Source organism: Clostridium sp. CM039, from assembly GCF_055081075.1.
Genome location: NZ_CM143649.1, coordinates 2,676,817 through 2,701,017, shown reverse-complemented (window position 1 = coordinate 2,701,017; position 24,201 = coordinate 2,676,817). Strand labels below are relative to the sequence as shown.

Genomic DNA, 24,201 nt, shown 5'->3' with positions numbered 1-24,201 from the left:
ATGTTTTCGAATAAAACTGGTTTATTTAGAGAAGCAAAACAAGCGAAGGTACTTCCTAATATTATTTTATGTTTATTTTGGGTATTGCTTTTTCTAATTGGAGGGCAAGGAATAGGTGAAATATTGGCTCATTTTACAAAGAAAATTATTGGCAATGATCCTTCCGTTTTATTACTAAATCAACTTATTTGTGGTTTTATATTTATAACATTATTAGTATTTGCTAGAGTAAAGTTTAGAGAAAAAAGAAGTATTTCAAGCATGGGATTAAAAAAAGAAGGATTTATAAGAAAGTATTTAATAGGTTTTGGCATAGGAATTTTAATGTTTTCAATAGTAGTTTTATTGCTTAGTGTTAGCGGGCATACTGTAGTAAATAGTAATCCAGTAGGTCTTTCAGGTGTAGCAGCTTTAAGTGGTGTGCTAATTGTTATACCAGGGTGGATGATACAAAGTGCTGCAGAGGAGATTCTTTCAAGAGGATGGTTTATGAATGTTTTAGGTGCAAGATACAATGTAGCTGTAGGTTTGATTGTTTCCTCTACGTTTTTCGGATTTATGCACCTTGGAAATCCAAATGTAAGTGTTTTAGCTATAATAAATATTGTTTTAGTAGGTTTGTTTTTTGGCGTATATGTTATAAAAACTAATGATCTGTGGGGGGCTTGTGGACTTCATGCTGCGTGGAACTGGACTCAGGGAAATATTTTTGGGTTTGAGGTAAGTGGACTAAAAGTAGCAACAGGTAGCTTGATGAATTTAAAGTTAACTGGTGCAGAATTGTTCACTGGTGGAGTATTTGGTCCTGAAGCCGGTATGGCAGCAACCATAGTTCTTTGTATAGGAATTATAATTGTATATTTTATTCCACTACATAGAAAATTGGAATCTGCGAGGAGTTTATAGAAATAATACCAAAAAATAATTTATGTTTGTAATTAACACAATACAATAACTATTTTCTCTTTATTAGGTGGGCCAATTGAACAGTTATATTTACTTATTAAATAAAATAACAACATTTTTTTAAAAATGTTGCTATTTTTTTATGAGACAAAGTATATAATATACCCTCCAAAAAACTATGGAGGGTACCACAGTAATTTTTTTTATCTTTTTCTGAAATAAACATAGTTAATAGGGCAAGTATTGCTATATTAGTGACAAGTTATATTATATAAATGACAATATAACTTGTCCCAAAAACTAAATGGTAGTATACTATATTTTGATAACAATTTAAGGATGTGACTTTATGAAAGAAGAATTAATATTAAAAAATAAACTTAAAGTAGCTAGAGCAGAAAACAATCTGTCTCAAGGAGATTTAGCGGAAATGGTTGGCGTTTCCAGACAAACAATTAGCTCAATAGAAACAGGTCAATTTAATCCAACTGCAAAGTTAGCGTTGATATTTTGTATTGCATTAGATAAAAAATTTGAAGATTTATTTTACTTTGAGTAGGGTAATGAGCTATAGTAAAAGAGTTTGTTAATCATGAAAAAAACACAACAAAGCACTAATAAGGCTACATTCCTTTAAACTATATTTATAGATTTAACTATAGTGAAAATATATTGAATTATATATTATATTATATTTATAAAAATAAAATGAAAGTTTAAAATGGTGATGAAATGAAAAAAAGAAAAAAAATTAATAGACATAATGTCCTATTTGTAATTATGTTAGCTATATTTTCAATAATAATTGCAAAGTTATATTATTTACAAGTATTAAATGGACAATATTACAAGAATACAGCAAATGCCAGTGCTCAAAAGGTCATAACTGTAGAGGCCCCAAGAGGACTCATAACAGATAAAAATGGGATAAGCCTTGCAAATGAAACGCTAGGATATAACCTTACATATACAGACACAGCTAATGCTAGTACTCAGATATTTACAACTTTACAAAAAATATTTGCAATTTTGGACGAAAATGAAGAAGTTCAGACAGATAGTTTTCCTTTAAAAATTGAACCATACAGATTTGAATTTAGTTCAAGTGATCCTAAGGCAATACATACCTTACAGTTAAGATTTTTAAAAGATAGAGGGATTCAAGGTAATATATTGAAATCAAAATTTGAAAATAAAAAAGAGGAAGATTTAAATTCTTCTGAAACTACAAAACTTAATAATGAACTTTTGAAATTAACCCCAGAGGAAGTATATAATGAACTGCTAAAGGAATACGGTGTAATAAAAGGAGTTTCAAGTTTACATATACAGGAAACACCAGATTTAATAAGAAAATATTTAATTGTAAAAGATGATATAAAAATGAACTTTTTTTCTTCATACAAATCAATTAACATAGCAACTAATATAAAGAAGGATACGTCATTTATATTCGAGCAAAGTCTCTCAGATTTACCTGGAATTAAAGTAGAAAATATGCCTATGAGACAATATCCCTATGGACAGCTCGCTTCATCGGTTTTAGGATATATAAGCAAAATAAGCCCTGCTGATAAGGAAAAATATTCAGCAAAGGGTTATGATACAAGCACAGATTATGTGGGATACTCTGGAATTGAAGCTGTAATGGAGAGCAGTCTCAAAGGAGTTAACGGAGGAGAAAAGATACCAGATGCGAATCAGGGTAAGGTAAAAAGTGAAATCACTAGTAAGAAGGCAACTCCTGGAAACAATGTTCAGCTTACAATAGATGCAAATTTGCAATATGCCACAGAAAGCGCTTTAAATAGTGAAATGAAGAGATTAAGAGGACTAGGAATGGTAAATGGCTTAAATGTATCAAACGCTACAAGAGGCGGAGCTGTTGTAGAAGATATTCACACTGGTGACATATTAGCACTTGTTAGCTTACCGGGTTTTAATCCAAATGATTTCTCTACGGCGCAAGGATTAACTGAAGCTCAATCAAAAAAATATTTTAGTCAGGATTATGAAGCCATGGCAAAAGCTCAGGGAAAACCACAAAGTTTAATTGATTATATGTTCCCAATAGACAAAAGTATAAAGGGAAATACCACAATTAGAAAGGACAAATTTGATTACTATCCAAAGTATTTGTATAATTATGCAACTATGTCGTTAATTCCTTCTGGTTCTATTTTTAAGCCAATGACTGCAATTGCAGGTCTTGAAGAAGGAGTTATAGATGCTAATTCCACATATGATGATAAAGGTGGGTATGATATGGGTGGTGATAATAAAGTTGGGGGTGTAAATTGGAATCCTTTCGCAACAGATGGAGCACTTGGTATTGTAAACGTAGTACGTGCATTAGAAAAATCAAGTAACCCATTTTTTATGAATGTAGGTGATTTATTAAGGTCAAAATCTGGAGATGACATTTTAGCTAAATATGCATGGATGTTTGGACTAGGAGCTGACCCTAAAGTAGTGAAACCTAGTACTGGGATAGAAATAAACGAAAATTTTGGGCAAGTATATAATACAGTATCCCAGAAAAATCTATCAGCATCGCAATATCTTTTGACTATTGAGGATGATTTAACTAATGGAGTTTCTGGTATAGGAACAAAATTCTCCCCATTAGATTTGTACGATAGAGAGGGGGATGTTCTTATTGTTTATAAGGGGAAAAAACTTTCAGAAATAAAAACTGAAATTAAAAATAAAATAAAAGACTCTGTAAAGAATGGAACTTTTTCAAAGAGTAACTACGAGGTTTTATTTAAGCAATTAATTGCTGCCGATCCTAAGAATAAAGATAAGAAGTTTACTGATGCTGATATACAAGCAATTGTAGATGATGTATATTACCAAGCTGTACAGACAGGGCATGGTTCTTTAAGCTTACCATACAATATGTATATTGCATCTATTGGTCAAGGTATGGATAATTTCACGCCGCTTCAGATGGTAAATTATATAGCAACCCTTGCAAATGGTGGAACAAGATATAAACTTAACTTGATTGATAACATAAAAGATTTTAATGGAAAGTTAGTATCTCAATCAAAACCTGAGGTGTTAAATAAAACCAATATGAGTGCAGAAACAAGAAATCTAGTTATGCAGGGCATGAACAACGTTACAGGGCCAGGCGGTAATACCGACGGTACTGCGTCTAAAGCACTTGCTGGATTTCCTATACCTACAGGTGGTAAAACGGGTACAGCGCAGTTTAATAAACCTGAAATACAAAATAAAGTCGGTAGAGGAGATTATGCTTGGTATGTAGGTTATGCACCGGCTGAAAATCCTGAAATTGCAATATCTGTAGTTATATTTGACGGTGGTTATGGTAGTGACGCTGCAAATGTCGCTAGAGGTATGTACGAGAGTTATTTTAAAAATGATCCTCGGATGGCAAAGTATAAGAATACGTATGACATAAAATTAAAACGTATGAATTAGAGACCTTAGAAAATACTAAGGAGATGAAAACTTTAATTGTATTGCATTAAAAAAGCACTCTATAACAATAAATTGGATTATTCAAAATATTAATTATATTTTCCGTTTATAGCTTAATTCAAAACAGTTAAACTAACACAATAAGTGTAATTACATGAATATATGACATAATACAACATAAATTCCATCAATAAAAAAACTATAAACCTCATTTAGATGATAGAATGTGTATACAAAGTAAAAATCACGCTTTGTATATTATAATTAGAAAGGTGAGGTAAGAAAGATGAAAAAAACATTAAGATTATGTATATTAACTTTAGGAATTTTAGTAACAACAGGAATAAGTTCAGTAGCGTACGCAGCAGGGGATACCATAAATTACACAGTTAAGTCAGGAGATTATTTGTGGAAGATTTGTGTTAATTATGAGGTTGGAGTTTCAGAGGTTTTAGCTGTCAACCCTCAGATAACTAAGCCTGATCAGATAAACGTTAACCAAATAATAAAAATACCAAACTTAGTTGGGGATAAAAAATTGGAGAAAGATGTAGTAATACTAGTTAATCAAGAAAGAGCAAAACAAGGACTAGCTCCATTAAAAGATAATTGGGAACTTTCCAGAGTGGCTAGATATAAGTCACAAGATATGGCAGATAAAAACTATTTTTCTCATACATCACCAACTTATGGATCACCTTTTGATATGATGAAAAACTTCGGCATAACATATAAATCTGGTGGTGAAAACATTGCAATGGGTCAGCAAACAGCGGCTTCAGTAATGAGCTCTTGGATGAATTCTCCAGGACATAAAGCTAATATTTTAAGTAAGAATTTTACTGAAATAGGAGTTGGGGCGGCAAGAGATAAAAATGGAACTATTTATTGGACTCAACAATTTATAGGAAAATAAATAATTTAATTACATTTCAGAAGGAAAGTTTCCCACCTCTATAAGTGGGGGTTAACTACCATAGCAAAAATAAAACTTCAGTGGGAGTATAAATTTCCTTCTGAAGTCATTAATATTACAGCTCCGCAGGAGATGATTTAATATGATCTGTGTTTTTAAATATTGAGTTTTAACAATATTTAGAAACTCAGATTTTTTTTGTTAAATGAAATATTCTAGCTAGATAATAATATTGATTATACATAACCAAAGTTGCCATTATGTTCATATATCATCTTATAAAATTATGTTACACTTAAAAATATAATATGAGAAAGGATAGTGAATATATGATGAAAACAATAAGCATCTAATGGAGTTTATAAGGGAATATAGCCCGAAGAGGGACGATTATATATAAATAGAATAAAGGAAAAAAACTACATTAATTTAAATAGAGAGAGTGATCGAATGAATTTTTTAAGAAACATAGAAAATGGAGCTATAAATATTAAAAAAATGGGAATCATTAAAGCTCTTCTTGTCATGTTTCTATCAATTTTGTTGGAGGGATTAGGGCAATTACCTGTAGAAGTTTTAAATTTATTCTCTGGGAGATTTGAAAAAGTAGTGCCTTATATAATTTTTGTTTTTGGGGTATTGGTTAAATTGTATGTTATTATCATTTTATTCAAGTGGCTTAGTAATAAAGCAAATGATCAAAAACCTAAACAACAATTGAATTGGATGGATTTTGCTTATGCAGCCCTCATGATTATAGCCTTCCGTCTGCTATTTGATAACAGTGTAACTTTGTGGGTTAGCAAGATATCGATGCCAAATTTTATAAAACAATCATTCGAAGAACTACCTAGTTCGCCAATTATATCAATATTTAGTGATATTGTCGTAGCGCCTATATATGAGGAAATTGTTTTTAGAGGAATATTATTGAAAGGAATGACTAAAAAAATAAATCCAACTATAGCGCTTGTAGCATCTGCATTATTGTTTGCTCTAGTTCATATGAACATTCCTAAAGGTATAAATGCATTTTTACTAGGACTAGTTGTCGGAGTTATATATTTAAGAACGGGCTCAATTTATTTAAGCATATTTGCGCATTTAGTAAATAATATTCTGGCTATTTTGGTTTCTCCGCTGTTTTCATTAATAGGAGGGAAATATGCTGTGGAAATTCATGGGATGTTTTTGACTGTAGGGGTCATACTTTTAGTTATAGCTTGTAGTGGACATAATCATAATAAAATTAAAAACAAACCAGGCATATATAAGCAAGTTATAGAAATATAGATATTGTTTTTTGTTAAAAAGAAAAATAGGTGAAATGAAAATTATATATATACATAAAGAAGCCTCTAACAACTTAATCTGTTAGAGGCTTCTTATAGTTAATGAAAAATTATTATATTATAATTAATTATTTTAATTCATTCATCATTTGGTTAGCTTCATCTTTTAATTGTTGAACTTCATTATCTGCAGCATCTTTTGTAGGATACCATCCTTTTTGTTTCATAGCGTCAAATATCATATATTGAATGTTTTGATCGTTTTTAAAATTGTCAATTAGGGTACTCCTCAAATTTGTACAAGAAGATTCAGTTATTCCTGTACTATAAGCAGAAATAACCTGTTTTTCTGTAGCAAGTAAATCATGCATCAAATCTTTTTCGCACATACTTGTATTCATATAATATCCCTCCATTTATATATTATTGATGAGAATCAAGGTAAGTTTTTAATGTATTAAAGTTTTGTTTATGTGTTTGGCTAGCTTCAGTGCAAAGATTTTTTAAATTTTGATCTGTACATTGTGAACCATATTCATTAAATTTTTTATTAAGTAATGATTCATATCCTAATTGGTCTTTAATAACTTTTAGGTTGTTGCTTTCAATTTGTTTATTTTCAGCATTCATCATATTTATTACCTCCAGTCTTTTATTTAAATCGGAACAAGAGTATTATCTGCTTTTTGTATTAAAATATAACTGGTAAATTAATGTAATATTAATGTAGAATTAACTTATCGAATAAAGGTAATTTATAACAAAAATGTTTAAATAAAAATTTATTATAAATAGATTTTTATTGAAAATTAATAAAAATTAAGAAAATTTTAAGGTAACATTAATCAATATTTAATAATAATGGAGTACAATATATATATAATAAGAAAGTTAGATTAGACGGGAGTGACTATTATGCCTACTATAAATATGCTGTCAACAGCTGATAAAGTCAAAGGTCAAGGAGTAGGCTCAGCTTATTTAGAACAAGTAAATTTAGTCCAAAACGGATTAGATAAAGAATATAAAGTTGTAATAAATAAAATAGCAAGAACCGAAATAATGCATTATCATAGTATTGATTTTAAGCATTATTTGAGTATACCTTTTGCTAAAAGAAAAGGGGTAACAGTGGGATATGTGCATTTTTTGCCTGAGACTATTGAAGGAAGTATTAAATTACCCAAGTTAGTTGAAAAGATTTTTTATAAGTATATAATAAGTTTTTATAATAGTATGGACTATTTAGTTACAGTAAATCCTAATTTTATAACTAAACTTGAATCCTATAATATTGATAGAAAGAAAATTACTTACATTCCTAATTTTGTTTCTACTGAAAAATTTTATAATCTTTCAATTGAGGATAAATACATAGCAAAGGAAAAAATGAAAATTGCAAAGGATGCCTTTGTTGTGCTTGGAGTAGGCCAAATACAAACAAGGAAAGGTGTTATTGATTTTATTGATATCGCAAAAAAACTTCCAGAAGTACAATTTATTTGGGCTGGTGGGTTTTCTTTTGGAAATATTACGGACGGATATAAAGAACTAAAAAATGAAATAGAAAATGCACCTGAAAATATCTTATTTACAGGGATAGTTGAAAGAGATTTGATGAATGATATATATAATGTATCAGATGTTCTTTTTATGCCATCTTATAACGAGCTTTTTCCTATGTCAATACTTGAGGCAATGAATACTCACACTCCAGTACTGCTAAGAGACTTGGAACTATATGAGGACATATTATTTGATTATTACTTAAAAGAACATGATAATGAAGGGTTCATTAAGGCTATAGAAAAATTAAAAAATGATGCAACTTATTATAAACAGGCTAAAGAAAAAGCTATAAGAGGGCACAGTTTTTATTCTAGAGAGAATGTACTTGCTATGTGGAAAAAATTTTACGAAAAGGTATATAGAATAAAGGGTAGGTAATCTAATGAAAAAATATAAATTTAATATTATTTTGGGGATAGCTTCTGGGGTTATATTTGTTTTGTTGATCATTTTCACAAACGGTTGGATGGATTTAATTCATCAAATGAAAAATTTGCAAATCCAATGGATATTCGTAGCAGTTATTTCCATGATGCTATATTGGATTTTTGAAGCTAAAACTTTGCAAAGTATTATACTTTTAATGAAAAAAGACTATAAATTCAAACATGCATTTAAAGTTACTATGGTAGGGCAATATTTTAATTCAATTACTCCATTTGCATCTGGGGGTCAGCCAATGCAACTATATTCACTTACAAAACAAAAATTGGGAGCTGGCAAATCTGGTTCAGCGCTGATGATTAAATTTATTATCTATCAGACGATATTGACTATATATTCTTTAATTCTTATATTTTGGAAAGCAGCTTTTTTCAAAAGTAAAATGAGCAATTTATTTTATTTAATAGGGTTTGGATTTACAGTTAATGCTAGCGTGATTATATGCTTAATTATATTTTCTAAGTATCGGAAATTAACACGAAAATTAATAATAGCTTTTTCTAAAGTATTAGGAAAATTTAGAGTGGTAAAGAATATATCAAAGCTAGAAATACGTATTAATGAGAATTTAGATCAATTTCATGATAATATGGAGATAGTAAAGCATAGCAAGGGATTGATGCTTAAAGCTGTTGTTTATACAGTATTTCAACTGACAATATATTTTAGCATCCCTTATTTTATTTATCTTAGTTTTGGAATGAAGGGTGCTAGCATAGGCAGTATGATAGCTGCAACCGCGTTTGTAATTATGCTCACAGCGTTTATACCATTGCCTGGAGCTATTGGTGGAGCAGAGGGTGCTTTCTATATGTTTTTTAGTTTGTTTTTCGTATCTAATAATATAATGGCTGCTATATTATTATGGAGGATAATTACATTTTATTCCTGTATAATTTTTGGGTTTTATGCTACTGTAAAAAATTAGCTTCATTGGGAGTATAAATATCCTTCTGAAGTCGATAATGCAGCTTCTGTGAAGCTGTTGCAGCTCCGCAGGAGATGATTTAATGCATATTAAGCAAGAAAATTTTATAAGGAAATTATAGTGTTTAAAGGGGATTGATTATGAATATTGGAATTTTTACTGATGCTTATTATCCACAAGTAAGTGGGGTAGTTACTTCTACTATTATATTGAAAAATGAATTAATTAGACTTGGACATAATGTAACCATTATTACTGTTGCACACCCAGATGTAGAGGAGCAGGAGGGTATCATTAGATTGCCTAGCATACCATTTTTTCTTTTACCTTCACAAAGAGTTGGGATGATATATTCACGTAAAATTATGAATAAGATAAAAAAAATAGACCTAGATATAATACATACACAAACGGAATTTAGCATAGGAATATTTGGAAGAATAGTTGCTAAAAGATTAGATATTCCTGTAGTTCACACCTATCATACTATGTATGAGGATTATATCCATTATATATCTCATGGCATAATGCTTAAGCCTGCTTCGCAATTAGCTAAGAAGGTAAGTGAGCTATATTGTAGAGATTGTAGTGCTATAATAGTTCCTACAATAAAGGTGAAGGATGCATTGGAAAATTATGGCTTAACAAGGCATATAGATGTAATACCAACTGGAGTTAACATTGAACCATTCAAAAGAAGTAATTACAATAAAGAGACTATCAAAGATGAAAAGAGATCTTTTGGAATAAATGAAACCCAACCAGTTGTACTATTTATTGGGAGAATAGCAAAAGAAAAAAGTATAGATATAATTATAAATAGTATGAAAGAACTAACTAAGAGAATACCGAATTGTAAATTGCTCATTGTAGGTGATGGACCAGAACGTGAAAATCTAGAAGATTTAGCTAAGGCATTGGGCATTGAAAAATCTGTAGTATTCGCAGGAGAAAAACCTTGGGAAGAAATTGGCAGGTATTATCAGATGGGAGATGTGTTTGTAGGTGCCTCACTAACTGAAACGCAAGGCTTAACATTTGAGGAAGCTATGGCGGCACAAATTCCTGTGGTAGCTAAATACGATAAAAATTTAGATGGTATAATTCGCGATAAAATTAATGGAAGATTCTTTTATAAAGACGAAAATTTAGCTGAAATATTATTCCAAATATTAATGGACAAAGAGGAATCTGCATTAATGGTGAAAAATGCTTATGATAGAATGGAACCATTATCGTCTAAGTGCTTTGGAGAAAACGTTGAGAAAGTTTATATGGAAGTTGAAAAACAAAATTGTATGCTACAAAATCAAAAAGTAACATAATGAATTTAACAAAAGAGAATTAATTCTAAGCCACATTCCTATATTCTATAGGAATGTGGCTTTTTAATGTCAGCTGAAAATTTTCGTAGTTATACCAATGAATATATCTTCTTACCCATAATAAAATGCTGTCACACAAGTTAAGGTCTAAGTATTTGGGTAGTAGCGCTTTACATCATTTGGTATAAACTGCCTGTATTCTAATTTATTTCAAGTAATTATAATTGTAAGAATAAATTGAAAAAAACCGAAATTAAAGTAAAAGTATATTGAAATTAAAGTAAAATGTTGATAAAATAACAATTGAAAGGTTTACAAAAGGAGGGAGACTAATATGAAAAGAAAAAAATGTGATGAATTATTAAATGAATTCAAACTTCAAAAAGTTGAATTTAAAGCTAATAAATTAAAATTTGTTTTAAATGACAATAAAGATATATATAACATAACAGCACCATTTGAAATTGATAATGAAGTAGTTATAGCAGGAAGAGTTGAAGCAAGGGATTCCGAACATTCGAAAATAATGTTCTTTAAAGAGATTGAAAATGAGTGGAGAGTAATTGAGGGAACCCCGATTTTTGATTTGCAAGATCCATTTGTAACTAAAATAAATGGAGAATTAGTTTTAGGTGGAGTAGAGATTTACGAAACAGGAAATGAAGACATGCCTATATGCTATAGAACTGTATTTTTAAAAGGAAATTCATTAAAAAAATTAGAAAGATTTGCTGTTGGACCAGACAGAATGAAGGATATAAGACTACTCGAGTTATCAAATAATAAAATATTAGTATTTACAAGACCGCAAGGTGAAATTGGGAATAGAGGTACTATAGGTTACTTTATTATGAGGAGTTTAGAAGAGCTTACTATAGAAAACATAGAAAGTGCGAAACTTTTAGATAATATGTTTTATGAAGAAGAATGGGGTGGAGCAAATGAGCTTCATTTACTTGAAGATGGTACTATAGGAGTTTTATCTCATATAGCTAAGTTTGATAATGAGGGAAATAGACATTACTATTCATCAGTATTTACATTTAATCATGAAACTTCAGAATATAGCAAAATGAAGTTAATTGCAATAAGAGATAATTTTGAAGAAGGGGCAGCAAAGAGACCTGATTTAATAGATGTAATATTTAGTGGTGGATTAATAAGAAAAGAAAACGGACAAGCGGAACTTTACTGTGGAGTAAGTGATGCAGAAGCTCACAAAATATTAATTAGAGATCCTTTTAAATTTTAACTGCATTTCAGAAGGCAAGTCTCCCACTTCTATAAGTGGGAGTATCTACTATAAGTAGGAGATACTTGCCCTAACAAATAGAAAACTTCAGTGGGGGTATAAGTCTCATTCTGAAGTAGTCAATGCATCTTATGCGAAGCTATTGCAGCTGCCCAGGAGATGATTTAATGAGAAAATAGTAAGGGAGAAATTTAAAATGAGAAAAAATAAAGTAGTTGCAGTTTTAATGAGTTGTTTATTAGGAACGTCATTATTAGTAGGGTGTGGTGGAAGCAATAAAGCAAACTCAAGTAATAATCCGGATGGAACACTAGTTATTAATGGTGATTACATAGTGCCTCCAGCTGCACATGGCAATCCATTTATAGGCGGATTTGTAAACGGTATCGAACCGTATATGCAAGATAACCTATTTGTATATGCACCATTTCCGTCAGCAAAATTTAAATCTCATTTAGGGGAAAGTTATACATTTGAAAATAAAGTTTTAACAGTTAAATTAAAAGATGGACTAAAGTGGAGTGATGGGTCACCATTAACTACTAGAGATGTTGAGACTACTTTCTATATGAATATTGGAAGAAGACAGGTTTGGGAATTTTTAGAAAATATACAAATTGTAGATGATACAACTATGAAGTTTAACTTTAAAACAGAAAGTCCATTAATAATAAATATGGCCTTTGATATTAAAATTAATGCACCTACATCAGTATATGGTAAGTGGGCAGAAAAATATAAAGAAATAGCAATGACAGGAAGAAAGTATCATCCAGAAACACTAACTTTCTGGTATTTAGAAGAGTCTAATAAGAAGTTACAAGACTTAAATATTCAATTAGAAGGATTTAAGCCAAAAGTAGAGGAAACTATTGGATCAGGCCCATTTACTGCAAAAAATATTACAACTTCAGAAGCGTTATTAGTTCAAAATCAAAATTACCGTGAAGAATTAGATATTAAACAATTAAGGGTTATGAGAGTAGTTACACCGGAAACAGCGGCAACAGCTATGGTGGATGGAACGCTAGATATGCACAGTGGTGGTATTGTTAGAGATGTAGAAGAACAAATTAAAAAGGGTTTAGACACATATAAAGCGCAGTATGTTTCAGAATTTAGTCAAATGTCAGTTGTATTTAACACACAAAAATATCCTGCAAATAAAAAAGAATTTAGACAAGCTATGGCTTATTTAATTAATAGAGAAGAAATAATGCCATTAACAGAACCAGGTAGTTTAAAAAGTGAGACTACATTAACAGGTCTTCCAGCTACATTACAAGAAAGCTGGGGAGTAAAAGATTTTGCGAAAAATGAATTAACAGATTATTCATTTGACCCTGAAAAGGCAGAAAAATTACTAACATCGATTGGTTGGAATAGAAATGCTGCTGGTACTTGGACAAATGAAAAAGGCGAAGTTGTAACATTTGAATTAGCTTGTAACAATGGGTGGGGTTCAGCTATGTTGCCAGGTGAAGCAATTGCAACAAAACTTAAAGAGTTTGGATTAGATGTTCAATTTAGGCCAATGGAAGGTTCAGCGTTTAATGATTACTTTACTAAGAAAGAGCACACTGTAATTATTGAATTTGCCCCAACTGGAAATGTACTATATGCACATCCATATGGAAGTTACGAAGCAATTTATAGATCGAGACCATTCTTAATGGGATTAGAGACAAACGAAGAAGGAAATATAATTATTGAGTCAGAAGGTGAAGAAGTAAATGTAACTGATTTAGTTAAGAAACTATTTACAGCCAAAGGTGATGAAGTACAAGAAATAACTAAGAAATTAATGAAAATAACTAATGAGCAAGCATATTTTATTCCTTATTTAGAAAAAGGATTCCCGATAAGAACTCTAAAAGATAATGTTACTTTAGGGTTTGGAAATGATGAAACAATAAAAGATGTTAGATACTCCGGTGTAGGAGAAAATCTACTTGCAACTTTAATAAAAGAAAAGACTATAACTTTGGGAAAATAATATTAAAGGTGTCTTATACATATTATAGGACACCTTTTTTCAAGGGAGGATCATTATGATAAAGAAAATTTTAATGTTATGTTTAACTGTTATATTTGCAGTTATAGTAACATTTTTAATAATAGAACTTATGCCCGGAGATCCTGTAGATGTATTAGCTAGGGAAATGGTTAGTACACAAGGAGTGCCTTATGAGGAAGCATATAAAAGAGCTGTTATGCAGTTGAATTATGATCCAAATGTTCCACTAGCTGAAAGGGTTTTAGATTTTGGTGAAGGAATATTAAATGGAGATTTAGGACAGTCATTAAAGTTTAAAACAGATGTTAAAGATATAGTAATGTCAGCATTGCCATGGACATTGCTTATAACCGGTGTTTCAACAATACTAGCATTTACAGTAGGTATAAGCATTGGGATGGTTGCTGCGTGGAAAAGAAGTAAAAAGCTAAATCTTTTATTAGATACCTCGGCATCGGTTTTAGGAGCTATACCAGAGTATATTATAGGGTTTTTCTTAATATTAATATTTGCAGTGAATTTAAGGATGCTACCATCTAAAGGGGCCTATTCAACAATGGTTGATGTCGGATTTAACATGGCTTTTATAGCAGATGTTGCAAAACATGCTATTTTACCAATACTGGCATTCTTCATTGTTAACGTAGTGAACTGGATAGTAAATATGAGATCAATAGCAGTTGGAATATTAAGTGAAGATTATATTCAATATGCAAGGGCAAGAGGAATAACTAATAAAAAGATAATTTTTAAATATGTAGGTAGAAATGCAATGTTGCCAATGGTTACATCATTAGCAACTACTTTTGGATTATTAGTAGGTGGTTCACCACTTATAGAAAATTTATTTTCATATCCAGGGGTTGGTTATTATTTAAATAATGCAACAGCAAATAGAGATGTTACTTTAATGCAAGGGATGTTCTTTGTAATAATAATAACAGTTATTTTATGTAACTTCTTAGTAGAATTATTATATGGGTTTGTAGACCCTCGTTTAAGAAGGAAGGGGAGAGCATAAATGAAAAACAAGCTAAGTTCATTATGGGAAGGGATAGTTAATTTCTCGAGAGTAATAGTTACAAATAAACAAGCAACTTTTGGAGCTTTTATATTAATCATATTTACATTGATGGCAATATTAGGACCAATTATGTTAACTCCTGATAAGGCTAACTATGTAAATAGATTACAAGGAGCATCATTTCAACATTTATTAGGTACCGATTTTGCGGGAAAAGATACGTTGAAACAATTTATATTAGGTTCAAGAGAGGTTTTAACAATAGCTCTTTATGCAGGTGTTTTCACATTGAGTGTCGGGGTTACAGTAGGAATTACATCAGGATTACTTGGCGGAATAGTTGATGATATTTTAATGATGATAACTAATGTAGTTCAGACAATACCTAACTTTCCTGTATTAATGGTTATGTCATTAATAGTAAATATTGATAGTTCATTAAAGTTTGGGCTTATATTAAGTATATGGTCATGGGCGGGACTTGCAAGGGCAGTAAGGTCACAAACATTATCTTTGAAAAATAGAGATTTTATTGAGGCAAGTAGGATTTTAGGTATGAGTAAGATTTATATTATTATAAATGATATTTTACCAAATATTATATCATACATAGCAGTTAACTTTATTATGATAATGAAATCATCAATACTAGCAAGTGTTGGATTAATGGTATTAGGATTAGCTCCGTTTAAAGGAGATCATTGGGGAATAATGCTGGATATGGCATTAAACAAAACGGGAGCATTATTTGGTTCAAAAGCGATAATATATCTATTAACACCAATTGTAGGGATTGTTTTATTCCAATTAGGATGCTTTATGTTTAGTAAAGGGTTAGAGGACGCATTTAACCCAAGAATAAAAACTACTATAGCTATAAAAAGAAAAACAAAAGTAATGGGAGTTTAGGGGTGAGAGTATGGAAAAATTATTAGAATGTAAAAATATAACTGTAGAATTTGACGTAAAATATTTTAATGAAGATAAAGTTTTAAAGGCCGCAGATAATATTACTTTAGATATTTATAAAGGTGAAATGTTAGGGATAATAGGAGAAAGTGGAAGCGGTAAATCAACTTTAGCTTCAGCCATGTTAAATTTAGTAAGAGAGCCAGGTAGAATATCAAGCGGAGAAGTTGTTTATTTTAATGGTGTAAATTTATTAGCCCTTTCGGAAAAGGAATATAACAAATATAGATGGAAAGATATATCAACAGTATTTCAAGCTGCACAAAATTCACTTAATCCAATAGCAACGATAAAAGATCATTTTGTTGAAACTTATACTACACATTTAGATAAAGTATCTAATGAAGTAATGATGAACCGTATAAAAGAGTTATTGAACTTTGTTAGGTTAGATGAAAAAGTTCTAGATTCTTATCCGTTTGAGCTAAGTGGTGGAATGAAGCAACGTGTATTAATAGCATTAAGTTTATTACTTGAACCAAAGTTAATAATATTGGATGAACCTACTACTGCTTTAGATGTAATAACCCAGTGGTATATATTGGAGATATTAAGAAAAATAAATAAAGAAAATGGAGTTTCTATAGTGTTTTTAACTCATGATATATCAATAATAGGCTCTATGGTTGATAGAATAGCTGTAATGTACGCAGGAGAATTAGTAGAAGTTGGTGATGTTTTAGATGTATACGAAACGCCGAAGCATCCATATTCAAAAGCATTATTAGCTGCAATACCTTCATTATATGATGATGTAACCACAAGAAGATCTATAAAAGGGGCACCTATTAATATGTTAGATTTAAAAGGTGAATGTAGATTTAAAAATAGGTGTATTTATAAGGGAAAGGTTGGCTGTGATGGTTCGGATGAAAATAGTAAAGAGCTTATCAAGGTAAAGGATAATCATTATAGTAGATGTAAGTACTGGGAGGGAATTTAAAGTGAGTAATTTAATAAAAATAGAGGGTGTAAGTAAAAGTTTTGGAGAAGGAAAGGAACAGGTTAGAGTATTAAAGGATATTAATCTAGAAATTGGAGACGGTGAAATATTAGCTGTAGTAGGGGAAAGTGGTTGTGGTAAAACTACTTTAGGAAAGATTATCGCAGATGTTCATAAACCGACAGAGGGGAAAATACTTTATAAAGGAACAGATATAAATGTTCTAAAAAGGGGGGATTATAAGGACTTTAGAATGGGGGTGCAAATGGTGCATCAGGATTCATTTGCAGCATTAAATCCAAATAAAACTATCTTCCAATCATTAAGCGCCCCTATACTAAAACATAAAATTGTTAAAACAAATGGAGAAGCTTTAGATCTATGTACAGAATATCTAGAGGAAGTAGAATTAACTCCAGTTGATCAGTTTTTACATAAATATCCGCATCAATTAAGTGGAGGACAAAGACAAAGAATATTATTAGCAAGAGCTTTATTAGTGAAACCTAAGCTTATAGTAGCAGATGAGCCAGTATCGATGGTAGATGTATCATTAAGAATTTCGTTATTAGATTTAATGGCAAGGATGAACAAAAAACATGGAATTTCTTTTGTTTACATAACACACGATTTAGCTACAGCAAGATATATAGCTAATGAGGGGAGAGTTCTGGTTATGTATTTAGGATCAATTGTGGAATTAAATAATATAAATGATGCAATAACAAATCCTAAACATCCATATTTTAAAGCTTTATTAAAAGCGGTTCCAGTTGCAAATCCAAGAAATAAAAATATGATTTCAAACTTACCGTTAAAGACAATGGATATTCCAAGTCTTAAAGATTTACCAAGTGGATGCAAGTTCAATCCAAGATGTATTTATTCAAATGAATTATGTGAAAAAGAAGAACCAAAACTAAGAAAACTTGGGGATGGATTTGTTGCATGTCACCATACAGAAACTATTTAACGACATTTCAGCTCATCAGGGGATGATTTAATATAGCAAATAGGAGTGTGTTATTACGGTGGAGCGAATTTCTATAGACATTAGTAAAGATGAAAACAAGAAATACACAGTAAGTTTGTTGAATAGTAACAAAGTTGTAGCAAAGGATGATATTAAAAATATAAAGATTACTATAGAAAATGAAGATAGATCATATAGAGAGGTTATAAGTAATATAGATATTGATACTGTTGGTTATTATGAAAATGAAATTATCTGTAATTGTAGATATTACTGCAAGATGCTAGAAACGTATATAGATATTCAAGTTGTTTATAAAGTAGTTAATGAGGCCTTAGTGGAGAAAAGAATAATACTTAAGCAAACAAATATACCTATGCTGTTTTATAGTATAGAGAACTCTATAATTCCAAGTGAGGAGCCAAAATGTTATTGGAGTTTTGATAATGATAATAACAATGGTGGTGTGGTGAGAGAAGTATTTCCAGCAGCGGGATATGTAGTGGGAAAAGCATATGTTGGATTGCTGACAGATGCTGGACACAGAAATTATTGGACAAGAAATATTAGAAGAAGGCCACATTATAACAAACTAGGATTTACAGCAATAAAAGAGGCTTGTGATATTAATCTTTATAGAGTTTCAACTTTATCTGATAGAGAAAAAGGTGATCATTATGTGAAGATAACTTTAGGAGAATTAATAGATTTTAATAACGGGAAAAAAGAAGTTGTTGAAGTAGATAATGATTTTATAAATAAAGATAATGAAGGAAGTTTAATCATAACACTAGATCTTGAAGATGGGTATTATGATATAAGTTTTGATCATAGGATAAATGGAGAATTAAGTGTAGTTGTTTTGAAAGAATTAACAAAAGATAATTACGAAGTACATGGTTTTGATTATCAGAATAATATACCATCTTATAAGGAAACATGGACTAGCTTCCAAGATGGATTAATACTATCAAATACGGAAAATAAAAAGAGCCTCTTAGTGATAAAGAGTAATGATAATGAATCTATTGATATAAAAAACTTAAAGGTAACTAAGGTAAATGGTATAGAAAAACCATTTCATAGGTTGGAACAAGGTAAAAGTTGTGAGAAGAAGTTATTCATACTTATTAAGCAAATGGATGGTCTTCGAGATATACGTTACTACAGCCAAGTGTTATTAGCAGATGGGTTAGGGTTTAATGGAAGTGATGTTGAAAAAATTCTTTTTGCAGATATGCAGATGTTAACATGGATAACTAGTGCATATGACTTTTTGCCATTAAATGTACCTAGCTTAAATTATGCCCCAGATATGTATAATAGAGATTCTTTTTGGAGTGTAGCGGGGGTAAATGATAAGGAATTGAGCAAAAAACTTTGGGAAAAGTGGGGTTCAACTCAAAATGAAAATGGAACAATAGGAACCATAATAACCCCATATATGGGAAGCTTAGAAGTAAAAGGTAACGAAGCTACTTGTGAATGGATATGGTGGGCATATATAAATAAAATCAAGTATGGAATAGAACCTAATATGAGCAAAGTTAAAAAAGCTTATAACTATTGTATTAATGAGTTTGATGAAGATGGTGATGGTATAGCAAAATCACATTTTGTATTAGGTCAAAATGATGTTCAAACATATTTTGAAGGTGGAAAAACATCAAGTGTATCAGTTAATCAGGGTGTATTTGCAGTGACATTAAAAGTTGCTAAGGCCTTAGGCATAGATGTGCCAGATGATTATATAGAGAAAGCTAATATTGGGTATAAAAGCTTTTATAGCAATGAAAAAGGATACTTATTAAATACTTTAGACTATAAAGATGCTATATCAGTAGGTGATTTGATGCCTGAATTTGTTTCATTATGGTTCTTTAATGAAGGGTTACTTAATGAGGGAATTGTAAAAAATACACTTGAAAAAATACCAGTTATTAATGATTGCGCAACTTTTATAGGACATGTTAATAACAAGTATTTTAGTGGGGTTGATAGTCCTTTTGATGAAAAGTTTAGCTGGAGTGATGGAGTATATTATAATGGTGGTAGCTGGCTTAGAGAAGAGATAATGGCATATGCAGTTGGAGTGAGATATGGATTAGATGACTATAAGAACAGGATTTTAAATAGAATGGATAGAGAGATAAACCTAATTAAAGATGATCCGGTAAGTCATGAATTTTTACCAACGGATTTATCTAAGGAAGGGTGTTTATGGAAATCTATAAGGGTTTTTTCTTGGAATGTATTTGCAATAACAGCATTAGAGGTAGCAGGAATAAGAAAAACAAAAGGGTGTGTTAATAATGAGTTTTGCTAAAAGAAGTAATATGAATCCCCTTATAAAACCAAGTGACGTGAAACCAAGTAGAGAAGATTTTAAAGTTGATGGCGTATTTAACTGTGGTGTTTGTAAATATGATGATGAATATCTATTATTATGTAGAGTTGCAGAATCTGTTAAAGTTGATAAGGAAGATGAAGTAAAGATACCTGTAGTAGTAAACATAGATGGAAAAGATGTAATAGACATAGTTTCATTTAATAAAGAAATAGATACGCAATATGATTATTCAGATGCACGTTCTTTATGGATTACGCATATTGGAGGAGTAAGAAAAATTGCTTATTTAACTTCATTATCACATATAAGGATAGCAAGATCAAAGGATGGAGAAAATTTCATCATAGAAGATGAAGCTTTTATTAAACTTACAGCTTCAGAAGAAGAATGGGGAATGGAGGACCCAAGAATAACTAAAATAGAGGATACATATTATGTTAATTATACATCTGTGACTAGAAATGGTGCAGCCACTTCGTTAGTTTCTACAAAGGATTTTAAAACTTATGAAAGACATGGAATTATATTTGCCCCAGAAAATAAAGATGTAACTATATTCCCAGAAAAAATAAACGGGAAATATATAACATTTAATAGACCCGTTCCATGTGCAATCGGCGGAGCAGATATGTGGATAGCAGAATCACCTGATTTAGTACATTGGGGAAAACAAAAACATTTTTATGGTGGTTCAAATGAAGGAGCATGGGAAAATGGAAGGGTTGGAGGAGGTGCAGTACCATTCTTAACAGAAAAAGGTTGGATAAAAATTTATCATGCAGCAGATAAAAATGATAGATATTGCTTAGGAGCATTCTTACTTGATAAAAATGATCCTAGCAAAATATTAGCCAAAACAAGTAGAGCTATATTAGAACCAAAAGCTACCTATGAAAAAGAAGGTTTTTTTGGTAATGTAGTATTTACATGTGGATGTTTATTTGAAGATGGTATTGTTAAAATATATTATGGCGCAGCAGATGATAAAGTTTGTAGAGCAGATATAAAAATAGAAGATATATTCACTTTAATGGATAAATAACACATAAATCCTTAATATTGTAGCTCCGCAGGAGATAATTTGATAAAATTAACTGATAGCCTTATAGTATATTTATGGTAGGAGATATTAGATGAGAAAAGTAATAATGAAAGATATAGCAGATAAATTAAATATATCTATTAATGCAGTATCATTAGCATTAAATAGAAAGGCAGGAGTTAGTGAAGAAACAAGAAAGACAGTTCTTGATGTGGCAGAGCAGATTGGTTATTTGGAAAAATCAACTAAATTCATTCTGTCATATGCAAGTAAAAATATATGTGTTTTAATAAGAAAATTATATTTTGAAGATAATTATTTTTATTCTAAGATAATGATGGGGATAGTTGAGGAAGCGAGAAAAAATGGATACGACATAATTACGTGTATGATTGATGAAAATGAGGAAAATATTCCAAGTTGCATTGAACATAAGAAGGTATGTGGAGTAGTTGTAATAGGTGCAATAGATGATGATTATTTGATAAAGCTAAAAGGTTATAAGGCGCCAGTAGTTTTAGTAGATCATACATCGTTATTAGAAAGTACAGATAGTATTTTGACAGATAACAAGCTTGGAAGCTTTAAGATTACGAAATTACTTTTAGATCGTGGATATAAAAAAATAGGTTTTTTTGGAGAGCTAGAATATTCTCTAAGTGTAAAGGAAAGATTTTTTGGATATCAAGAAGCTATGAAAAAATTTATAAATTTCAAGGAAGAAAATAAAATGATTGATTTTATAAATAGATATTCAGTTTTAGATAATTTAGAAGAGTATGTAATAAGACAAGATTTAGAATGGGTAAAAGAAAAAATAAAGTGCTTAAAGGATATGCCAGAAGCATTTGTATGCTCAAATGATAATGCTGCTATTATTCTAATTTCATCACTTAAGGAAATGGGATATTCAATTCCACAAGATATAGCAGTTGTAGGCTTTGATGATATAGTGTTAAGCTCATTTGTTGTGCCTAATATTACAACAGTGAGAGTAGAAAAGGAATTAATGGGACGTAAAGGTTTAAATAAATTATTATGGAGGTTAGATCATAAAAACGAACTAAATGAAAATATAATTATGAGTGTAAGTGTAATTGAAAGAGATTCAGTAGGTGTAAAAGAGTAAAGTATAGATTAATTTATAATCTGTTCAAATAGGGAGAAGTAAAAAACATGGATAAAAAGTGGTGGAAAGAATGTGTGTTCTACGAAATATATATGTCAAGTTTTATGGATGGAAATAACGATGGAATTGGGGATTTTAAAGGAATAACATCTAAATTAGATTATTTAAGTGAATTAGGTATTAAGGGGATTTGGCTTACACCATTTTATCCATCTCCTAAAGTTGATAATGGTTATGATATATCAGATTATTATAATATTGATAAATGTTATGGTACTTTAGAAGAATTTAAAGGATTCATAAATAAGGCACATGATTTAGGAATAAAAGTAATAGTTGATATAGTTTTAAATCATACATCAAGTGAACATTCATGGTTTAAAGAATCAAGAAGCTCTAAAGATAATGAAAAAAGAGATTTTTATATATGGAAAAAAGACAAACCTAACAACTGGGAGTCATTTTTTGGTGGAGATGCTTGGGAATTTGATAAGAAAACAAAGGAATATTACTATCATGCATTTGCAAAAGAGCAAGTAGATTTGAATTGGGCAGAACCTAAGGTTTATGATGCAATGAAAGATGTACTTAAATATTGGATTGACCTGGAAGTAGATGGATTTAGATTTGATGTAATTAACTTTTTAACAATAAAAAATGACTTTAATAAAGATAATCCATATGATGAAAAAGGTGAACAAATACATAGAAATGATAAAGATCAAGATGGAATTATAGACGTTATAAAAACTTTAGTAAAAGATATAAGAGAAATAAAAGAAGATATTTTCCTCGTAGGAGAAATTGGATCAGATGAGTTAATTGAACTGAAAAATTACTCCGGTAAGAATTTATTAGACGTAGTGTTCAATTTTAACTTAGGTAGTATGAAGGAATTTTCAGCGGAGAAAATATATAAAGAAATTAAAGCTATGAATGAGGAATACAATTCAGAGCAAATACCAACAATATTTTTTAATAGCCATGATATGGGAAGAAGTGTTTCAAGATTTAATCCAGATGGAGAGAAAAATGGAATTGAAAGAGCGATGGCAGCTTTATTATTAACAACTTATGGTGTTCCATTTATGTATTTTGGAGAGGAAATTGGGATTAAGGATTTGGTTTGCCTCGATATAAACAAAATGAATGATGTTCAAGGGATTACAAAATATAATATAGAAATTTCAAAAGGGAAAAGTAGAGAAGAAGCATTAGCTAGTGCAAATAAGAGTTCTAGAGATAAATCAAGAAGTCCAATGCAATGGGAAAATTCGGAGTTTTATGGATTTAGCAAGAGTAAATCTTGGATAAACATAGAAGATAAGGTAGATGACATATCAGTAGAAGTTTGTAAAAAAAATAAAAAAAGTTTATTATACTTGTATAAAGACCTTATTAAAATAAGGTATAATAATCCATGTTTATTATATGGAACATATAAAACTATTTTCTTTAAGAAAAATATACTTATTTTAGAAAGAGAACTTCATAATGAAGTAATTAGAATTGTAATTAACTTTGGTATTAAGGTATATATAGAAAATAGCATTGGTCAAGTTTTATATTGTAGCAATAGTATAGAAAATGGGCTGAAATTGAATCAGTTTGATTTTATAATAATTGAAAAGAAATAGGTATATCAAAGCAGATATACCTATTTCTTTTC

The 24,201-nt window shown here is 30.3% G+C and carries 21 protein-coding genes; 18 read left to right on the top strand and 3 right to left on the bottom strand.

Going from position 1 to position 24,201, the window contains the following annotated elements:
• The 5 genes from ACWJJ2_RS12560 (at position 1) to ACWJJ2_RS12540 (ending at position 6,568) form a co-directional block, all read left to right on the top strand.
• Positions 1-906 (top strand): CPBP family intramembrane glutamic endopeptidase, encoded by a 906-nt coding sequence (locus ACWJJ2_RS12560; RefSeq protein WP_216304144.1) that lies wholly within the window; start codon positions 1-3, stop codon positions 904-906.
• Between the two features lie 349 nt (positions 907-1,255).
• A complete protein-coding gene (locus ACWJJ2_RS12555) occupies positions 1,256-1,465 on the top strand; it encodes a helix-turn-helix transcriptional regulator (RefSeq protein WP_462953356.1) in 210 nt (69 codons plus the stop codon).
• Between the two features lie 173 nt (positions 1,466-1,638).
• Positions 1,639-4,359, top strand: a complete 2,721-nt coding sequence (locus tag ACWJJ2_RS12550; protein ID WP_462953355.1) for a penicillin-binding transpeptidase domain-containing protein — start codon at positions 1,639-1,641, stop codon at positions 4,357-4,359.
• Between the two features lie 286 nt (positions 4,360-4,645).
• Complete coding sequence (locus ACWJJ2_RS12545; RefSeq protein WP_216304141.1) at positions 4,646-5,275, top strand: CAP domain-containing protein; 630 nt, start codon at positions 4,646-4,648, stop codon at positions 5,273-5,275.
• A gap of 450 nt (positions 5,276-5,725) precedes the next feature.
• On the top strand, positions 5,726-6,568 hold the full coding sequence (locus ACWJJ2_RS12540; protein WP_216304140.1) for a CPBP family intramembrane glutamic endopeptidase: 843 nt from the start codon (positions 5,726-5,728) through the stop codon (positions 6,566-6,568).
• A gap of 127 nt (positions 6,569-6,695) precedes the next feature.
• Here the strand turns inward: ACWJJ2_RS12540 and ACWJJ2_RS12535 are convergent, their stop codons facing one another.
• Together ACWJJ2_RS12535 and ACWJJ2_RS12530 are read right to left on the bottom strand one after the other, a co-directional pair.
• The gene (locus ACWJJ2_RS12535) at positions 6,696-6,968 is read right to left on the bottom strand and encodes a spore coat protein (RefSeq protein ID WP_369811875.1); all 273 of its coding nucleotides are present in this window, start codon (positions 6,966-6,968) and stop codon (positions 6,696-6,698) included.
• Positions 6,969-6,990: 22 nt separating this feature from the next.
• A complete protein-coding gene (locus ACWJJ2_RS12530) occupies positions 6,991-7,200 on the bottom strand; it encodes a hypothetical protein (RefSeq protein WP_165413274.1) in 210 nt (69 codons plus the stop codon).
• A 282-nt stretch (positions 7,201-7,482) separates the two neighbouring features.
• Here ACWJJ2_RS12530 and ACWJJ2_RS12525 point away from each other — a divergent pair, with 282 nt between their 5' ends.
• The 3 genes from ACWJJ2_RS12525 to ACWJJ2_RS12515 all read left to right on the top strand — a co-directional run bounded on the left by ACWJJ2_RS12525 (position 7,483) and on the right by ACWJJ2_RS12515 (position 10,833).
• Complete coding sequence (locus tag ACWJJ2_RS12525) at positions 7,483-8,514, top strand: glycosyltransferase family 4 protein (RefSeq protein WP_216304139.1); 1,032 nt, start codon at positions 7,483-7,485, stop codon at positions 8,512-8,514.
• Positions 8,515-8,518: 4 nt separating this feature from the next.
• Positions 8,519-9,508, top strand: a complete 990-nt coding sequence (locus ACWJJ2_RS12520; RefSeq protein WP_462953354.1) for a lysylphosphatidylglycerol synthase transmembrane domain-containing protein — start codon at positions 8,519-8,521, stop codon at positions 9,506-9,508.
• A 140-nt stretch (positions 9,509-9,648) separates the two neighbouring features.
• Entirely contained in the window at positions 9,649-10,833 is a 1,185-nt protein-coding gene (locus tag ACWJJ2_RS12515; protein ID WP_216304138.1) for a glycosyltransferase family 4 protein, read from the top strand.
• Between the two features lie 25 nt (positions 10,834-10,858).
• Here the strand turns inward: ACWJJ2_RS12515 and ACWJJ2_RS12510 are convergent, their stop codons facing one another.
• The gene (locus ACWJJ2_RS12510) at positions 10,859-10,972 is read right to left on the bottom strand and encodes an IS3 family transposase (RefSeq protein WP_369811874.1); all 114 of its coding nucleotides are present in this window, start codon (positions 10,970-10,972) and stop codon (positions 10,859-10,861) included.
• A gap of 195 nt (positions 10,973-11,167) precedes the next feature.
• Between ACWJJ2_RS12510 and ACWJJ2_RS12505 the strand changes: the two genes are divergently transcribed.
• The 10 genes from ACWJJ2_RS12505 to ACWJJ2_RS12460 all read left to right on the top strand — a co-directional run bounded on the left by ACWJJ2_RS12505 (position 11,168) and on the right by ACWJJ2_RS12460 (position 24,169).
• The gene (locus ACWJJ2_RS12505) at positions 11,168-12,085 is read left to right on the top strand and encodes a DUF1861 family protein (protein WP_220286851.1); all 918 of its coding nucleotides are present in this window, start codon (positions 11,168-11,170) and stop codon (positions 12,083-12,085) included.
• 196 nt (positions 12,086-12,281) lie between these two features.
• Entirely contained in the window at positions 12,282-14,081 is a 1,800-nt protein-coding gene (locus tag ACWJJ2_RS12500) for an ABC transporter substrate-binding protein (RefSeq protein WP_216303393.1), read from the top strand.
• Between the two features lie 55 nt (positions 14,082-14,136).
• Positions 14,137-15,123 carry an ABC transporter permease gene (locus tag ACWJJ2_RS12495; protein ID WP_462953353.1) on the top strand — a complete coding sequence of 329 codons (987 nt, stop codon included), beginning with the start codon at positions 14,137-14,139 and terminating at the stop codon, positions 15,121-15,123.
• Complete coding sequence (locus ACWJJ2_RS12490) at positions 15,124-16,035, top strand: ABC transporter permease (protein WP_462953352.1); 912 nt, start codon at positions 15,124-15,126, stop codon at positions 16,033-16,035.
• Positions 16,036-16,045: 10 nt separating this feature from the next.
• Complete coding sequence (locus tag ACWJJ2_RS12485) at positions 16,046-17,038, top strand: ABC transporter ATP-binding protein (protein WP_216303391.1); 993 nt, start codon at positions 16,046-16,048, stop codon at positions 17,036-17,038.
• A 1-nt stretch (position 17,039) separates the two neighbouring features.
• Positions 17,040-18,011: an ABC transporter ATP-binding protein gene (locus ACWJJ2_RS12480; protein WP_462953351.1), complete on the top strand. Its 972-nt coding sequence runs from the start codon at positions 17,040-17,042 to the stop codon at positions 18,009-18,011.
• Positions 18,012-18,069: 58 nt separating this feature from the next.
• Positions 18,070-20,337, top strand: a complete 2,268-nt coding sequence (locus ACWJJ2_RS12475; RefSeq protein WP_462953350.1) for a hypothetical protein — start codon at positions 18,070-18,072, stop codon at positions 20,335-20,337.
• Positions 20,324-21,403 (top strand): glycoside hydrolase family 130 protein, encoded by a 1,080-nt coding sequence (locus tag ACWJJ2_RS12470; RefSeq protein ID WP_216303389.1) that lies wholly within the window; start codon positions 20,324-20,326, stop codon positions 21,401-21,403. Before ACWJJ2_RS12475 ends, ACWJJ2_RS12470 begins: the two co-directional genes overlap by 14 nt.
• A 91-nt stretch (positions 21,404-21,494) precedes the next feature.
• Entirely contained in the window at positions 21,495-22,532 is a 1,038-nt protein-coding gene (locus tag ACWJJ2_RS12465; protein ID WP_462953349.1) for a LacI family DNA-binding transcriptional regulator, read from the top strand.
• Positions 22,533-22,579: 47 nt separating this feature from the next.
• Positions 22,580-24,169 (top strand): alpha-amylase family glycosyl hydrolase, encoded by a 1,590-nt coding sequence (locus tag ACWJJ2_RS12460; RefSeq protein ID WP_462953348.1) that lies wholly within the window; start codon positions 22,580-22,582, stop codon positions 24,167-24,169.
• The last annotated feature ends 32 nt before the right edge of the window (positions 24,170-24,201 follow it).

What these genes read in the sequence shown, in the direction of transcription:
- ACWJJ2_RS12560 (WP_216304144.1), top strand. Translation starts at nt 1, where the DNA reads ATGTTTTCGAATAAAACTGGTTTATTTAGAGAAGCAAAACAAGCGAAG.
- ACWJJ2_RS12555 (WP_462953356.1), top strand. Translation starts at nt 1,256, where the DNA reads ATGAAAGAAGAATTAATATTAAAAAATAAACTTAAAGTAGCTAGAGCA.
- ACWJJ2_RS12550 (WP_462953355.1), top strand. Translation starts at nt 1,639, where the DNA reads ATGAAAAAAAGAAAAAAAATTAATAGACATAATGTCCTATTTGTAATT.
- ACWJJ2_RS12545 (WP_216304141.1), top strand. Translation starts at nt 4,646, where the DNA reads ATGAAAAAAACATTAAGATTATGTATATTAACTTTAGGAATTTTAGTA.
- ACWJJ2_RS12540 (WP_216304140.1), top strand. Translation starts at nt 5,726, where the DNA reads ATGAATTTTTTAAGAAACATAGAAAATGGAGCTATAAATATTAAAAAA.
- ACWJJ2_RS12535 (WP_369811875.1), bottom strand. Translation starts at nt 6,968, where the DNA reads ATGAATACAAGTATGTGCGAAAAAGATTTGATGCATGATTTACTTGCT.
- ACWJJ2_RS12530 (WP_165413274.1), bottom strand. Translation starts at nt 7,200, where the DNA reads ATGATGAATGCTGAAAATAAACAAATTGAAAGCAACAACCTAAAAGTT.
- ACWJJ2_RS12525 (WP_216304139.1), top strand. Translation starts at nt 7,483, where the DNA reads ATGCCTACTATAAATATGCTGTCAACAGCTGATAAAGTCAAAGGTCAA.
- ACWJJ2_RS12520 (WP_462953354.1), top strand. Translation starts at nt 8,519, where the DNA reads ATGAAAAAATATAAATTTAATATTATTTTGGGGATAGCTTCTGGGGTT.
- ACWJJ2_RS12515 (WP_216304138.1), top strand. Translation starts at nt 9,649, where the DNA reads ATGAATATTGGAATTTTTACTGATGCTTATTATCCACAAGTAAGTGGG.
- ACWJJ2_RS12505 (WP_220286851.1), top strand. Translation starts at nt 11,168, where the DNA reads ATGAAAAGAAAAAAATGTGATGAATTATTAAATGAATTCAAACTTCAA.
- ACWJJ2_RS12500 (WP_216303393.1), top strand. Translation starts at nt 12,282, where the DNA reads ATGAGAAAAAATAAAGTAGTTGCAGTTTTAATGAGTTGTTTATTAGGA.
- ACWJJ2_RS12495 (WP_462953353.1), top strand. Translation starts at nt 14,137, where the DNA reads ATGATAAAGAAAATTTTAATGTTATGTTTAACTGTTATATTTGCAGTT.
- ACWJJ2_RS12490 (WP_462953352.1), top strand. Translation starts at nt 15,124, where the DNA reads ATGAAAAACAAGCTAAGTTCATTATGGGAAGGGATAGTTAATTTCTCG.
- ACWJJ2_RS12485 (WP_216303391.1), top strand. Translation starts at nt 16,046, where the DNA reads ATGGAAAAATTATTAGAATGTAAAAATATAACTGTAGAATTTGACGTA.
- ACWJJ2_RS12470 (WP_216303389.1), top strand. Translation starts at nt 20,324, where the DNA reads ATGAGTTTTGCTAAAAGAAGTAATATGAATCCCCTTATAAAACCAAGT.
- ACWJJ2_RS12465 (WP_462953349.1), top strand. Translation starts at nt 21,495, where the DNA reads ATGAGAAAAGTAATAATGAAAGATATAGCAGATAAATTAAATATATCT.
- ACWJJ2_RS12460 (WP_462953348.1), top strand. Translation starts at nt 22,580, where the DNA reads ATGGATAAAAAGTGGTGGAAAGAATGTGTGTTCTACGAAATATATATG.